Origin of the sequence: Roseibium aggregatum IAM 12614 (assembly GCF_000168975.1) — a bacterium.
Classification (GTDB): domain Bacteria; phylum Pseudomonadota; class Alphaproteobacteria; order Rhizobiales; family Stappiaceae; genus Roseibium; species Roseibium aggregatum.
Genome location: NZ_AAUW01000004.1, coordinates 61606 through 76223 on the forward strand (window position 1 = coordinate 61606; position 14618 = coordinate 76223).

The following is a 14618-nucleotide window of genomic DNA, read 5'->3' on the forward strand; positions in this document are numbered from 1 at the left end:
GATGTCAGTATGTCGTTTTATCGGCAAGAAGCAAGAGGAGAGCTGTTGGGGTAAGGTTGCTGAGTTGGGTTAATATTTAAAAGCAGCAGGCGATGTTTTTGCCGCAGTTTGGGAAGGGGGAGGTGTCCTCTTCGCCACAAAAGGGTTTGAAGTTTAAAGTATTTGCATCAAATGTGTTGGTGAGCACACTATTTTTGCCGGAAACGCCCTAGTATCTGAAACAAGGTAGCCTCCCGGCTGCCAGATGCAGAAAACCGCGTTATTTCCGAGGAGACCTTTCGTGGCCGTAGGACAACTCAAACAAGCCAAGCGAATGGCCGAGCTGACATCGGTCTTTGGCAAAGACGAGCTTTCCGTTGTCACCATCGAGTGCGACGAGGGGCTCAGCGAAGATTTCGAGATCAGGCTTGAGGTTCTGAGCCAGAAAGAAGACCTGAATTTCGACGAAGCCATCGCGACTCACATGACAGTGAAGGTCGTCACCAACAACGGCGATACGCGCTATTTCGACGGCCTGTTGACCGACGCGAAATGGATGGGCTTTCGAGATTCCTATTACGTTTACAAATTGACGGTGCGCCCCTGGTTTTGGCTGCTTACCAAAAATTCCAATTGCCGAATTTTCAAGGACATGACTGCGCCTGACATCATTTCCGCTGTTCTTGGGGAACACGATTTTGCCGATTTCAGGAACAAACTCACCGAAACCTATGATCCGATCCACTACTGCGTCCAGTACCGGGAATCGGATCACGATTTCTGCTGCCGGTTGATGGAAGAATTCGGGATTTCCTATTTTTTCGAACAGCTTGACGGCAGACACACAATGATTCTGGCGGACGCGAAATCGTCCTTCAGTTCAATCGTTGGAAGCAGCTCCATTCCCTATATCGCTCTTGGCGGCGACAGTCAGAGGAAGGAGGAGCATCTCTACCACTGGATTCCGACCCGCAAGTTCCGGACTGGCAAGTTTGCGGTCAACGACTACGACTTCGAAAAGCCGAGCGCGTTGCTGGAGGCTGAGCGCGACGCGGGAGCCAGCTATCGGGCAGGGTCTCTTGAAAATTACGACTATCCGGGCCGCTACACAGAAACGGACCAAGGCAACAACTTCAGCAAAATCCGCCTGGAAGCGGAACAGGCTGCCGACAAACGGATCGAGACTGCCGGTGAAGTGCCGCGTTTCTTCGCAGGCGGACTGTTCACGCTGATTGACCACCCCCACAGCCCGCAGAACAAGGAATACCTGATCGTGCGGGCGAGCCACCAGATCATCACCGAGCAGTATCGCACGGGTGGTGGCGGTTCCCAGGGCGAAGCCTATACCGGAACCTATGATGTTCTGGCTTCAGACATACCGTTCCGCGCGCCGGCTATGACCCGCAAACCGCGGATACCAGGCCCTCAGACGGCGAAAGTCGTCGGGCAGGGCGAAATTGATGTGGACGAATACGGCCAGATCTTGGTCGCCTTTCACTGGGACCGCGACAAGACACAGTCTCGCCGGGTACGCGTGGCGCAGGTTTGGTCAGGCAAGAACTGGGGGGGGATCTACATCCCTCGTGTCGGCCAGGAAGTGATCGTTCAGTTTCTGGAAGGTGATCCGGATCAGCCGATCATCGTCGGCACGGTTTATAATGCCGAAAACATGCCGCCGTATGACTTGCCTGGAGAGAAAAACAAGGCTGGTATCAAGTCGGAGTCGACGGTCGGCGGCGGTGGCTACAACGAGTTCGTGCTCGATGATACCAAGGGCCAGGAACTCATTGGGATGCATGCCCAGAAAGACATGGAGACCGTTATCGAGAATAACGAATTGCTGCATGTCAAGAATTGCCGTGAAACAAAGATCGATGTCGACCGGACAGAAAAGGTCGGCAGAAACACGACAGAAAACATCGGCATGAACTGGAAGGTGACTGCCGGAACGAAGATCGAGTTCATTTGCGGGGCAAGCAAAATCACGATGACGCCTGCATCGATCAAGATCGAAGCGCCGATGATCGATGTTGTGGCGTCGGGTGTGCTGAACGCCAAAGGCACAATGACCAACGTGACGGCCGCTGGCTTGATGAAAATCAAGGGCGCCCTTGTCATGATCAATTGATGCCCCGGTTCGTGAAACAATGCAGCCAAAAGAAAAACGGAGTAGAGCAGATGGGATCACGGATCCGCTTTACAAAGGCTAGCCAGGTATTTGAGACCTATCCGGAGCTCTCCGAAATGGTAAGTGAGCCGGCTAAGGACATGGCGCCGGACGCATATGCGCTGGAATTGCAGCAAAGCGAAGCGCCGCTGTCGGCAATAGCTTATTTCGCGCACGTTCTGCCGAAGCGGGAAACCGTGTGGTGGGGAATGAATTGCGTCGCCGGTCTGGATCAGGCCAAGACAGAACATGACCGGCAGGTTCTTCAGTTAAGTGAAACCTGGGTTCGTGAAGGGGATGAAGACGCTCGCTCCGCGGTTCATGCGGCCGCTGAGGCAGCCAAAATGGATAGCGCATCCGTTTGGATCGGGCTTGCAGCAGGGTGGTCGGGCGGCTCGCTTTCGCCCAACCCGGAACAGCGTGTGGAAATGCCGGACGATCTCACTGCCAAAGCCGTGAATACTGCAGTTCTGATCGCGCTGGGAACAGTTGAGCCTGACAAACGGAACGACGCTTTGAAATCATGCCTGTCAGCCGGGCTTTCTTTTGCCGAAGGCGGGACCATGCCTGTCGTGACCGTCGGCACGTCTTCGTCACCCTTTTCCTAAGCGCAAGGAGGAACCGCGGGAATGCGCATAACGCTCCAGATTGAAAATGTTGACCGGTTGGAGACCGGCGGTCAGCTATCCTATAGCTGCGCCGACCGCGGATTTGATATCGGCCGGCACGAACATCTGGACTGGAGCCTGCCAGATCCCCAGCGCGTGATTTCCGGCAAACATTGCGAAGTGCGCTTTGAAGACGGGCAGTTCATTTTATACGACTGCTCCACGAATGGCACCTTCTTGAACGGCAGCCAGACACGCATGGACAAGGCACATGTGCTGCGCTCCGGTGACCGTCTGATGATTGGCGATTACATCATTGCCGTTTCGCTGGAAGCAGGTTCCTCCTATCAGGCTACGTCGGCTGGCTCTGTGGCCTCGCAGCCGTGGGACGCACCGCAAACTTCGCCCGCAGCCGCAGGCTCGGCGTGGCCCACCGGTCCCGGCCCAGCCAGTGCTCCGCCATCTCACTATCCCATGGACAATCAGGGTGGGCCCTGGGCCTCGCCGGCAACCGGCATGGAGGGGCGGCATGCACCGCCGTCTTCGAACCCGGGGGTCGGTACACCTGCCGATGATGTCTGGAGCCAGCAGGGCCATGGCTGGGGAACGGCAGACCCGTCGCTCTACGATCCGAATGCGCATGTGGGTGAACGGGAATCACCACCGCCTGCCCAGGCCGACCCGCTCGATCATCTTGCCCAGCAACCTTACTTGCAGTCTGCCGGCTCTCCTCCGGCCGATCCGGTATTCGGAGCTCCTGCGCCGGAAGCTCAATCTCCTTTCGCGGCGCTTTCCGAAAATCCATCCCGGGAAGCTGGCGAACCGCTATTCCAGATGCCAGACCTTCAGGAGGACACGCCCCCGCAGGAAAAAGTGTCAGAAGCGGTGCCTGCACCAGCAAGCGAACCGGCCGCATCTCCTTTTCCGGAGGCTCCGGTCTGGACCGCACCGGTGGCCGACGCAACCCAATCCGTGCCTGCCCCTGAGCAACGGCCTGAACAGCCAGCGCCTGTCAAACAGGCTGTACAGGACGAGCCTGCCGTCGGTTCCCCGCATGAACCTGAGCAGGCGGCCGCAGCACCGGCAGCAAGGACGGCTGCGAGCGAGCCAGGGTCCCTGGCGGGCAATGTCGACTTCATCAAGGCCTTTGCAGAAGGAGCCGGTATTCCGGCGGCCATGCTTGAAGGACGCGACCCGGAGGAATTTGCCCGGGAAATCGGGGCCATTCTGCAAGGTATCACAGGTGACCTCATGGGCCTTTTGCAGGCCCGCAGTCAGGTAAAGGCGATGACGCGGAATACGAACCGCACGCTGATCATGCGCAGTGGCAACAATGCCCTGAAGTTCTCGCCGACCCCGCAAATGGCGTTGCAGACGATGCTGGCTCCGGGAGCGGAAGAAAACGGATACCTGCCGATTTCAAAAGCCATGCAGGCTGCGTTCAAGGACATTCAGAAACATCATGTCTGGACCTACGCCGCCATGCAGAAGGCTGCCGGACGATTTGAGGAAAAGCTTTCGCCGAGGGCGATCGAAGCGGAAGGCCAGGTCGCCAAAAGTACGTTTGGCAACCAGAAGGCCAAGCTTTGGGAGCGCATTCAGGAGCGCTGGAGCTCCTTGTCGGGATCGTATGACGATGGCGTGGTCGGGCTTTTCACGCAATACTTTACCGAAGGTTATGAAGAATTGAGCAGAGACGACCCGGACCAGAGTTCCGGTCTCATGAATTAAGAGTCTTCGCCAGTTTTCAAAGCGCGAAGGCGCGAAAGTGTTAAGGGAGCAGTACCTGTATGTCGTGGTATAGCAAGGTTGCATGGACCGAAGGCCTGTTTCTGCGGCCTCATCATCTCCAGCAGAGCGACCGGTACGCGGAGCATCTGGTGGATGAACGGGTCCGTTTTGCCTCTCCCTATCCGTGGGGCTTCTCGGAGCTGGAAATAGACCAGGACGTCGGTCAGCAATGCCGGTTTGCTCTGCGCTACGGGCGCGGCATCTTCTCCGATGGGACGGTTTTCAATTTCCCGGCGGACGGAACGCCGCCGCCTGCCATCGACGTTCCCGAAGATGCCGCCGGTCAGATCGTCTGGCTGGGCATTCCCGAGACAACCGTCAATGCGGTGGAAGTTGCCAACGGCCGTGACGATGCGGCGACACGCTATATCCAGGGCAGAGAAACCATCATTGATTCGACCTCCACCATTCGGCAGGAGGAAGAGATCGACGTGGCGCATCCGCGCCTGCAGTATTCGATCCGCTCGACACCGCATCCCGGACAAGTCTGCCTGCCGGTTGCCCGCATTACCGAAATCAAGGACCGCATCGTCATTACCGATGGCACCTTCGCGCCGCCGGTCCTGGCCTGCCACGTTCATCCCGTCGTTACCGGCTGGATTGATTCCGTTATCGGCTGGGTGGAGCGCAAACTGAGCGAACTGGCGCGTTACGCAGCCGACACTTCGGCGGGTGGCGGGCTGCAGAATTTCGATTATCTGACACTTCAGTTGCTCAACCGCACTTACCCTTTGCTGATGCACCTGCGTAAATCGGCCTATGTGCATCCCGAAAGGCTTTACTCCGTCTTCCTGCAGCTTGCCGGGGAACTGGCAACGTTCGCAACGGAGGAGCGGCGGGCCCGCAACTATCCGGTTTACGACCACGACAAGCTGCATGATGTCTTCAAGCCCGTCCTTGCCGATATCCAGGCGTTCTTGTCTGCCGGTTACGACAGGCGGGCCATCCGTCTGCCTCTGGAACAGCTTGCGCCGAATGCGTTCAAGTCGACCATCGTCGACCGCAACCTGTTCTCTCAGGCGGGCTTTGTCATCGAAGTGGCTGCCCGCAGGCCTTTGACGGAAATTCAGAACGAGTTTCCGCGGCTCTTCAAGGTTGGTCCCTTCGGCCAGATGCGCCAGATCGTCTATTCCAACCTCCCGGGCATTCCTTTGATCCACATGCCTGTGCCGCCAGCGCAGATCAGGGCACTGACCGACCGGGTCTATTTCCGGTTGGACAAGACGACACCTCTTTGGCGCGAGTTCAGCCAGGATTCGGCAATCGGGCTGCAATTTTCCGGCAACTGGCCGGACCTGCAGCTTGAGTTCTATGCCGTCCGGGAGGGCCGCTGATGTCGGACAATGACGATCCCTTTGGCGTTTCCAAACGCAAGGGAAAGACAATTGTGATGCCCAATCCGGGCGGGCGATGGAGCGAAGGGCAGCCGGGGCAACAGCCTCCGCAGCAGCCCGCTCCGCCGCCGGCACCACCTCATGCACCACCCGGGCACGCCGCCCCGCCGCCGCAGCATCCGCAATCCGGTGGGGCCGACCCCTGGCAAAGCGCGGGAGGTGGCGGCCGGGATCCCTATGCCCCGACGCCGGCAGGTTACGAATATGGCCAGCAACAGGCGCCGGATCTCAGAACCCCGCCGGGTGGATACCAGACGCCGCAAGGCGGAGCTCCGCAGCCAGGTGGTGCGCCAGGGCAGGGGGCGGGGAAGCTGGCACATATGCCGGACATCAACCAGATCCGCGTTGCCAACAGAAACCCGATCTCCCGTGCAGCGGCACCTCTGCTCCTGCTTCTGGGCCGGCTTCATCTGACAATGACGGATGCCCAGTTCGACCAGTTGATGCGTGACGTCTACGGCTCCATCAAGACGTTCGAGAAAGAATTGCGCAGCGCCGGTATCACGGACGATCAGATCCGTTCCGCCGCCTATGCGCTGTGTGCGACCTCTGATGACATCGTGCAGAATTTGCCCTCGGCGGGCCGTCATCAATGGACGCAATATTCCATGCTGACGCAGTTTTTCGGTCAGGCAACCGGCGGTGTCGAGTTTTTTCAATTGCTGGAAAAGGCGAAGCAGGACCCAGGTCGTAACTACGGTGTTCTTGAGGTCATGCATTCCTGTCTGTCGCTCGGCTTTTACGGGAAATACCGCGCGATCCAGGGCGGGCAGCAGGGCCTTGAGCGTGAGCGACGTGACCTTCACGAAATTCTGCGGCGTGTCCGGCCACGGCCTGGCGACGATCTCTCGCCTCACTGGCGCGGCCTGGAACTTTTGCAGAAGCGGGCAGGGTTTTCTGTTCCGATCTGGTCTGTCGCGGCAGTCGCCGGAGCATTGCTGCTCGGCGGGTATGTGACCCTGATGCTTCTTCTGTCCAGCGGCAGCGAAGTTGTCGCCGGACGGGCGAGTGCGCTCTATCCGTCTGGTCCGATTGAATTGGCACGCGAAGGCTATCAGCCCAAGCCACCGCCCACGCCACCGCCAGCCGAAGACGCGACCATCGATACGGTTTCCGCACAATTGGCTGGGCTTGAGGGGCTCGAGATTTCACAGGCAGGACCTGCGATCATGCTGCGCATGCGCGCGCAATTCGATGTCGCGGCGGCCACATTGCGTCCGGAGTTCCAGCTATTGGTCGAGCAGGTCAGTCAGACACTCGATCAGGTGGACGGGGAAATTCTGGTCGTCGGTCATACGGACAGCGATCCGATCCGCAACAATCCGAGGTTCCCGACCAATTGGCATCTTTCTGTCGAAAGGGCGAAAGCGGTTGCTGCAGTCATGGAATCCGTCTTGCAGACCCCCGGGCGGGTGCAGGTGGAAGGGCGCGGCGCCGACGAGCCGATTGCTCCCAACACCAGCAAGGAAGGCAAGGCGCTTAACAGACGTGTGGAAGTCTTCCTGAAACCACCGGCCAATGGGCTGGTGATCAACAACTGATGTCCGGGGCAACCGCATAACAAGGCTGTATCTATGAAATTCTGGCTCGGAATAACGGCAATCGTCATCGGCATACTCGCCCTGATCGGACTGATCTGGTTTGGCGGGCCGTTTCTGTCGATCGCCGGTGTGAGGCCCTTCGAACCGCTCTGGATAAGGCTGTCGCTGATCGCTCTTGTCCTGCTGACGATTGGCGGTTGGACAGGTTACCGGATCTACAAGCGCACCAAGGCAAATCGGGAACTTGAACGCGAGATCCTGCAGCCCAAGGCTAGCGACGCCGATCTGCAGATCATGTCCGAGCGCATGAAGGACGCCCTGAAGACGCTCAAGAACTCGAGCGGAAACGCCCGCACCTATCTCTATGATTTGCCCTGGTACCTGATGATCGGTCCTCCGGGCGCCGGCAAGACCACGGCGCTCATGCATTCAGGTTTGAAATTCGCAGGCTCGCGTGCTCAGGGTGAGGCCCAGAAACTGGAGGGCCTGGGCGGAACCCGGTATTGCGATTGGTGGTTCGCCGAAACCGCTGTGCTGATCGATACGGCAGGGCGTTACACGACACAGGATTCCGACGAAGAGCACGACCGGGAGGCCTGGCTCGGGTTCCTCAATATTCTGCGCAAGGCCCGACCACGCCAGCCGATCAACGGCGTGATGGTGTCGATCAGCCTTGAAGACCTGATGACCCTGTCGGACGATGAGCTGAAGCAGCATTCCGACGCCATCCGTACCCGGCTGATCGAACTCTACAAGACCTTGAAAATCGATTTCCCGGTCTACGTCATCTTCACCAAGGCCGACACGGTTGCAGGTTTCATGGAGTTCTTCGGATCCTATCCGGAAACCCGCCGCAACCTTGTCTGGGGGGCGACCTTCCAGACCCGCGAAAAAACCAAGAACATGGTGTCGGAGGCTCCTGCCGAATTCGACCTTCTGGTGGAGCGCCTCAACGAGGAAATGGCGGATCGTCTTCAGGAAGAACCGGATCCGCGCGCCCGGCTGATGCTTTACGGTTTTCCGACGCAGGTTGCGGCCTTGAAAGACCGGTTGACCGGTTTCCTCAACGCCATTTTCGAACCGAGCCGATATTATCCGAACGCGGTGCTGCGCGGTTTCTATTTTACCTCCGGCACCCAGAAGGGTACCGCCATCGACCGGGTGATTGGCTCCATGAGCCAGGCCTTCGGTACGGCCTATCAGGCTGCGGCATTGTCCGGTCAGGGCAAAAGCTACTTCCTGCGTGATCTGCTTTCAAAAGTGATTATCGGGGAAGCTGGCTGGGTCACGCATAACCGTCAGGCTGTGCGGCTGGCGACGGCAACCCGCATTGCGGCTTACGCGGCCATTGCGTTTGTAACACTTGGGCTCGGCAGCTTGTGGGGGATCAGCTATCTCAACAACAAGGCCTTGATCGACGAAACGGCCAAGGCTGTGGACACGGTGCGCGTCAACGGGGAAACCGTTCTCGCGGAGCGCGTTGTACGGGACGACAATCTGTCGGACACCGCCTACATCCTCTCCATGTTGCGGGACTTGCCTGCCGGCTACGACAGCCGGGACACGCCCACGCCGATCATGGAACAGTTTGGCCTCAGCCAGCGCGATCGCCTGGAAGCGGCCGGTGTAACCTCCTACCGAAGTGGTCTGGAGCGGCTGTTGCGGCCACGTTTGCTTTTGAGAATCGAAAAGCAGATGACCGAGGTGCTCGACAACCGCACCGGTCCAGGCGGACAGGATGTCGATACGCTCTACAGTCTTGCGAAGCTCTACCGCATGGTCGCAGGTGACGCACCGGAGATCGACAAGGAGCAGATCAAGAATTCGTTCCGCGCCGACTTCCTGCAAAGCTTCCCGGGACCGCAGGGCGAGATCCTGCGCAACGAGCTCAACACCCATGTCGCCGCGATGCTGGATCTCGATTTCGGCGGCAATGTCCTGACCAATCAGCTTGACGGCATTCTGGTTGCCGAGGTGCAGCGCGAGCTTGGTCGCGTCAGCCTCGCCGAACGGGGATATGCGCTTCTGAAGTCACGTGCCAAAGGCCTGGCCAGCGAGGACTGGATTGCAGAACAGCGCGGCGGGTCCGACATGGAGACCGTTTTCGAAACCGAAAACGGCGACACACTGGACACAGTGGCAGTCGACAAGTTCTTCACCTATCCGGGGTTCCACCTTTCGGTTCTGCCGAACCTTGCCGGTATCCGCGAGGAACTGGAGCGTGACAAATGGGTGTTTGGCGATGTCGGTGAGGCGGATGCCTTTTCCGACCAATACCAGTCTCTGCCCGGCGAGATCCTGGCGCTTTACACCAGGGATTTCATCGAAGCCTGGGAAGAAGCACTCGGCAACTTGAAATTCAAGTCGATGCGCAACGACAAGCCGCTTTACACGACGCTTCAGGCGGTGTCTGCGCCCACGTCACCCGTCGTGCAGCTTCTGGAAAGCATCCGGCGCGAGACCTTGCTGACGCAGGACCTCTCGGGCCAAGGCCTTGCCACAAACCTGACAGGGGGCAGTGCGCAAGACGCTGGCACTGATGCTGCGCAAAAAATCTTCCAGCGCTACGTTCTGGATGCGTCTGGCGGCTTGAAGCGCATCGGCCTTGAAGCCGGGCTTCAGGCAATTGCGCCGGGAGGATTGTCCGGTGCGCTTGGGGCAGCCACAGGCAACGGTGGGCCGACCATTATTCCGGGCAAGGCGATCGAAGATCACTTCAGGCCGTATCATGTGCTGGTGGAGGGCGAGAACAGCCGCAAGATCGATGCCTTGCTGCTGAACTTCAAGAACATCCTCGACAACCTTCTGATCGTGGCCAACAACCCGCTGCAGAGCGAAACGGCGAATTCCAACGTGCAGATCCAGGCGTCTCTTTTGAGAAGCAACGCCACGCGTTTCCCGCCGCCTTTCGACAAGCTGATCATTCAGGCCGCGAAGGAATTCGACGAGGAATACAAGGAAACCTCGATCACGCAGTTGAACGAAAAGCTGAGCACCCAGGTTGTTGGCGAATGCCGCAGGATCGTCGCCCGGAACTATCCGTTTGAAAACGGTCGCTCCGAAGTGCCGATGACGGAGTTTGCAAAGCTGTTTGCGCCCAACGGCATCATGCAGCGGTTCTTCGATGAGAACCTGAAGCCGCTGGTCGATACCTCGACGCGTCCATGGAACTGGAAACCGGAGGTGTCGCAAGCGGACCGTCTGTCGAACGCAACGCTCAGGCAGTTCGAGCGGGCAGACCTGATCAAACAGGCCTTCTTCCCGACAGGCAACGCGTTCCCGTCGGTTGGACTTCAGGTGGTTCCAAGGGCGCTGTCGCAGCAGGCAGATGCTGCCAGCCTCGAAGTGAACGGCAATCTTGTTCTGGTGACACGTGGTCCTGGGTTCAACGCGGAAATCGAACCGTTGCCTGCCAACTTCGACTGGCCCAGCAACACGGCGACGCCGCGTGTGGTTCTGGTGATCCAGCCAGAAGTTCCGGGCTACCGATCACGCCGTGAAATCCATGGGGACTGGGCCTTCTATCGCTTCGTTCGCGACAACAGAGTGAGTTCCGGTCAAAACAAATTTGTTGTGCGTGAAACGCTTGGCGGCAGACAGGTTGCTTTCACGGTGACGTTGAGAACGAGCCCGAACCCGTTCTTCCTGTCAGCTGTGGGAGATTTCAGCTGCCCGACGAGTTTCTAGGATGGGAGCCGGTTATTTCGGCAAGTTGCCGGCACGCGCGGATTTCGTCACGGGACAGTGCCCCGCCGGCTTTCTGAAAAGCTGGGAGGATTTTCTGATGGCTGGACTTGCGCAGTCCCGTCAGGATCTGGGTGAGAGGTGGGAGGAGGCCTTCATGACCATGCCGGTGTGGCGTTTCTGGCTGAGGCCACGCTTGGAAGGAGAAGCGCTTGCCGAGCGGGTTGCCGGTGCTCTGATGCCGAATGTCGACAAGGTCGGCCGGCCATTTCCGCTGACGCTGGTCAGCGCGGTTCAACCGGCACAGCAAAAAGGTCGTCCCGCGGAAGACTGGTACGACAGTGCCGAGGCGATCTTGCGTGACACCTTGCGGGAAGACGCAAGTCTCGAAGACTTTCAGCAGGCGGTTGCCCGTCTGGAAACGCCACTTGCGGAGGACGCGGGTGGCAAGACGAGCAGCGGGGCCGAACTGCGGGCCATGCCTGGGTCAGAGGCTGTCATGTCCGAATTCTGGTGCCGGGCTGGCGAAGCGGGATTTGAGTTTTCGTGTTCAGGCCTGCCGGACGCAGGCGCCTTTCGATGGCTACTGCTGCCGGAGGCTTTTGCCGATACGGAAACTCCACAGGAAGTGGCGGGGAAATTTCATGGGCGACTTCTTCCGGAGGATCATCGAACATGATGGAGCAAATGGACGCCTCAATGCGTGGCTTTGCGATTGGACTGACTCATGTTGGCCGGGTTCGGCAGCAAAATGAGGACACGTTCTTCGTTGACGAAGGCAAGGGCATTTTCGCAGTGATGGATGGGGCCGGCGGTATGCACAACGGCGCGATGGCGTCCGGTCTGGTGCGGGAAGCCCTTTCCAGCATAGCGCAACCGCGCAGCGCGGAAGACCTGCTGGAACAGTTCGAAAGCAGGTTGATTACCGCAAAAGACCGGATTGAACAGGCCGCAGCCAAAGCGAACGGGGCTGCCATGGGCACGACGATTGCCGCGCTTTTGATTTCCGGATCGAACTTTGCATGCCTGTGGGCCGGGGATAGCCGCGTCTACCGGCTTCGCAACGGTCGTCTCGAACAGTTGACGACGGACCATACCGAGGCTCAGGAACTGGTGGATCAGAACGTTCTGACCCCTGAAGAGGCAAGGACATTTGCCCGCCGGCATGTCATTACCCGTGCCATCGGGTCCGGGATAGAGCTTGAGCTTGAACTCGTTTCGGGAAATCTGCGTCAGGGCGATCGATTTCTGCTGTGCTCCGATGGCCTGACCGGTCACCTGGACGATAATGTGATCGGAACTTTTTTGATGAATGGTGCACCGACGTCGACAGCACAATGCCTCATAAACGGAGCGCTTGAAGAGGGAGGCTCCGACAACGTGACCGTTGTGATTGTCGATATCGATGCAATGTCTGCGCGCGAAGGAGTTCGCTACTGATGAACGTTGGTAACCACCTGCTACCCGCCGGAACCCGGCTCAACAATCTCTATGAGATTGTAGAACATCTTGCCGATGGCGGTATCGGGACGGTTTATAAGGCCAGGGACGTGGAAAGCGGCGATCCGGTTGCCATCAAGGTCCTTCTGGCTAGCTTCTCGCGCGACCCGATGATCCTGGATCTGTTCAAACGGGAAGCAAAGATCCTTCGTAAACTCAAGCATGATGCCCTGACGCAATATTACGTCTTTGCAAAGGAGCCGACGCTTGGCATCTACTATCTTGCCATGGAATTTGTCAGCGGCCCGTCGCTGAGTACACGTCTTGAATCCGGCCCGTTGGAGCCGGAAGCCGTGTTCCGGCTGATCAAGCGCCTTGCCGAAGCCTTGCAGGCGGTACACGACCGGGAGGTGATCCACCGGGACCTTTCGCCGGATAATGTCATTCTTCAAAACGGCGATGTCGCCCAGGCCAAGATCATCGATTTTGGCATCTCTCGGGCCAATACTGGTGGCCCGACAATTATAGGCGATGGATTCGCCGGAAAGGTGAATTACGTCTCACCTGAACAGGTCGGTATCTTTGACGCCAAGGTGACAGCGCGCAGCGATATCTATTCATTGGGTCTTGTCATCGCGGAAGCGCTGACCGGCAAGCAGATCGATATGGGTGGCACGCAGGTGCAGATCGTCGACAAGCGCCGGCAGACACCGCCGCTCGAAGGCATCGACAATCGTTTCCGCCCGTTGCTGGAAGCGATGCTGCAGCCCGACCCGGCGAACCGTCCGGCCAGCATGAAGGAAATCGCGGACTGGACGCTTGGTGCTCCCATGGGGCGGCAGGATCAGGACCGGACAATCATTCGGCCGTCGTCCGCCCCGCCGCCGGAACAATCCGCACTTGATGAACCGCCACCCCAGGCAAACTGGGGCAAACGCATCCTTGTCGCCCTGTCCCTTCTTGGGTTTGCCGGTGTTGGTGCCGGCGGCGTCTATTTCCTGGTCGGGCAATCCGTGCCGGAACAGGACCAGAAACCCGTGCTCGTTGCGCCGCCACGGCCGAATGCGCCTGAGGCCCCCTCGCAGCAGACGAACCTGAAGCCTCAAACGCAGACACCTGCGCCCCAGCAACAGGCGACCCAGCAACAAGCGGCACAACAACAGGCGGCCCAGCAACCGGCCGCAACGCCAACACCCGCGCAGCAGTCGTCTTCCTCACAACCGGCGGAAACTCAGAAGCCCTCGACACAGCCAAGTTCGACCGTGCCGGAGATCCCGACCACGCCAGCGCAACAACCGGTCGAGACCAAACCCGAACCGACTGAAACTGTTACCCGCCCACCCGTGTCAACCGACACGCAACAGGCTTCCGAAGATGTCAGTCCCGAAGCCCGTATCAGAACTTCATCAGCAGCTACAGGCAGCGACTGCATGTATTGCAGCGTGAGATAGCGAGCCAGTCTGCGAGAATTGAGGGTTTCGCCTCGAGAACGCCGCCTTTCATCAGTTTCGACAGCGACTTTACGCAGTCTCAGGGATTTGAGGCGAAGATCCAGGTCAATCTGGTCAGTGATGCCCAATGTCCGGCGATTTCTTTTCTGAGAGCAACCCCTCAGGGGAACGCGAAAACCGAATTGCATCTCGAAATGCAGCGGACAGTGGTCCCGAACGGCAGCAATATGGCAGGCCGTATTTCCGGTTATGAACCTTCAACAGGCGGACTGGGGCTGATATTCGTCAACAGCAAGGGCGAAGCGGTCAACCTCTCGCCCTATCTGCAGATGGAAGATCGTGGAGCCGGTTTCGTTGTTCCCCTGACACTGAAAACGTCTACGGAAGAAACCGGTTTGATCATTGCAATGGTAGGGCCGGACATTGCCAAAACGCTTGCCGAACGCCGTGAAAAAGATCCGGAAGATTATTTCGAAAAGCTGATGCAGGATGTTCCGGTCTTGCGGGCGACGGCAACCACGGTCAAAGTGGTCCCATAACCGGGGAAGACCTGGCGCGGCGGA

The 14618-nt window shown here is 58.5% G+C and carries 10 protein-coding genes; all 10 read left to right on the forward strand.

Annotated elements, in window-relative coordinates:
- Window positions 1–280 precede the first annotated feature (280 nt).
- Window positions 281–2107, forward strand: coding sequence for a type VI secretion system Vgr family protein (locus tag SIAM614_RS06330; RefSeq protein ID WP_157139711.1), 1827 nt, complete (start codon window positions 281–283; stop codon window positions 2105–2107).
- Window positions 2108–2157: 50 nt separating this feature from the next.
- Complete coding sequence (locus SIAM614_RS06335; RefSeq protein WP_157139712.1) at window positions 2158–2754, forward strand: DUF6931 family protein; 597 nt, start codon at window positions 2158–2160, stop codon at window positions 2752–2754.
- A gap of 21 nt (window positions 2755–2775) precedes the next feature.
- Complete coding sequence (tagH, locus tag SIAM614_RS06340; RefSeq protein ID WP_006932987.1) at window positions 2776–4485, forward strand: type VI secretion system-associated FHA domain protein TagH; 1710 nt, start codon at window positions 2776–2778, stop codon at window positions 4483–4485.
- A gap of 59 nt (window positions 4486–4544) precedes the next feature.
- Window positions 4545–5879 carry a type VI secretion system baseplate subunit TssK gene (gene tssK / locus SIAM614_RS06345; protein ID WP_006932988.1) on the forward strand — a complete coding sequence of 445 codons (1335 nt, stop codon included), beginning with the start codon at window positions 4545–4547 and terminating at the stop codon, window positions 5877–5879.
- On the forward strand, window positions 5879–7480 hold the full coding sequence (gene icmH / locus SIAM614_RS06350) for a type IVB secretion system protein IcmH/DotU (protein WP_006932989.1): 1602 nt from the start codon (window positions 5879–5881) through the stop codon (window positions 7478–7480). The genes tssK and icmH overlap by 1 nt, the downstream gene beginning before the upstream one ends.
- Window positions 7481–7513: 33 nt before the next feature.
- Entirely contained in the window at window positions 7514–11167 is a 3654-nt protein-coding gene (gene tssM / locus SIAM614_RS06355) for a type VI secretion system membrane subunit TssM (protein WP_006932990.1), read from the forward strand.
- 1 nt (window position 11168) lies between these two features.
- Window positions 11169–11843: a type VI secretion system-associated protein TagF gene (tagF, locus tag SIAM614_RS30475; RefSeq protein WP_006932991.1), complete on the forward strand. Its 675-nt coding sequence runs from the start codon at window positions 11169–11171 to the stop codon at window positions 11841–11843.
- Window positions 11840–12604 carry a PP2C family protein-serine/threonine phosphatase gene (locus tag SIAM614_RS06365; protein ID WP_006932992.1) on the forward strand — a complete coding sequence of 255 codons (765 nt, stop codon included), beginning with the start codon at window positions 11840–11842 and terminating at the stop codon, window positions 12602–12604. The genes tagF and SIAM614_RS06365 overlap by 4 nt, the downstream gene beginning before the upstream one ends.
- On the forward strand, window positions 12604–14055 hold the full coding sequence (locus tag SIAM614_RS06370; protein WP_006932993.1) for a serine/threonine-protein kinase: 1452 nt from the start codon (window positions 12604–12606) through the stop codon (window positions 14053–14055). The genes SIAM614_RS06365 and SIAM614_RS06370 overlap by 1 nt, the downstream gene beginning before the upstream one ends.
- Window positions 14056–14237: 182 nt before the next feature.
- Window positions 14238–14594 carry a hypothetical protein gene (locus SIAM614_RS31895; RefSeq protein WP_006932994.1) on the forward strand — a complete coding sequence of 119 codons (357 nt, stop codon included), beginning with the start codon at window positions 14238–14240 and terminating at the stop codon, window positions 14592–14594.
- Window positions 14595–14618 lie beyond the last annotated feature (24 nt).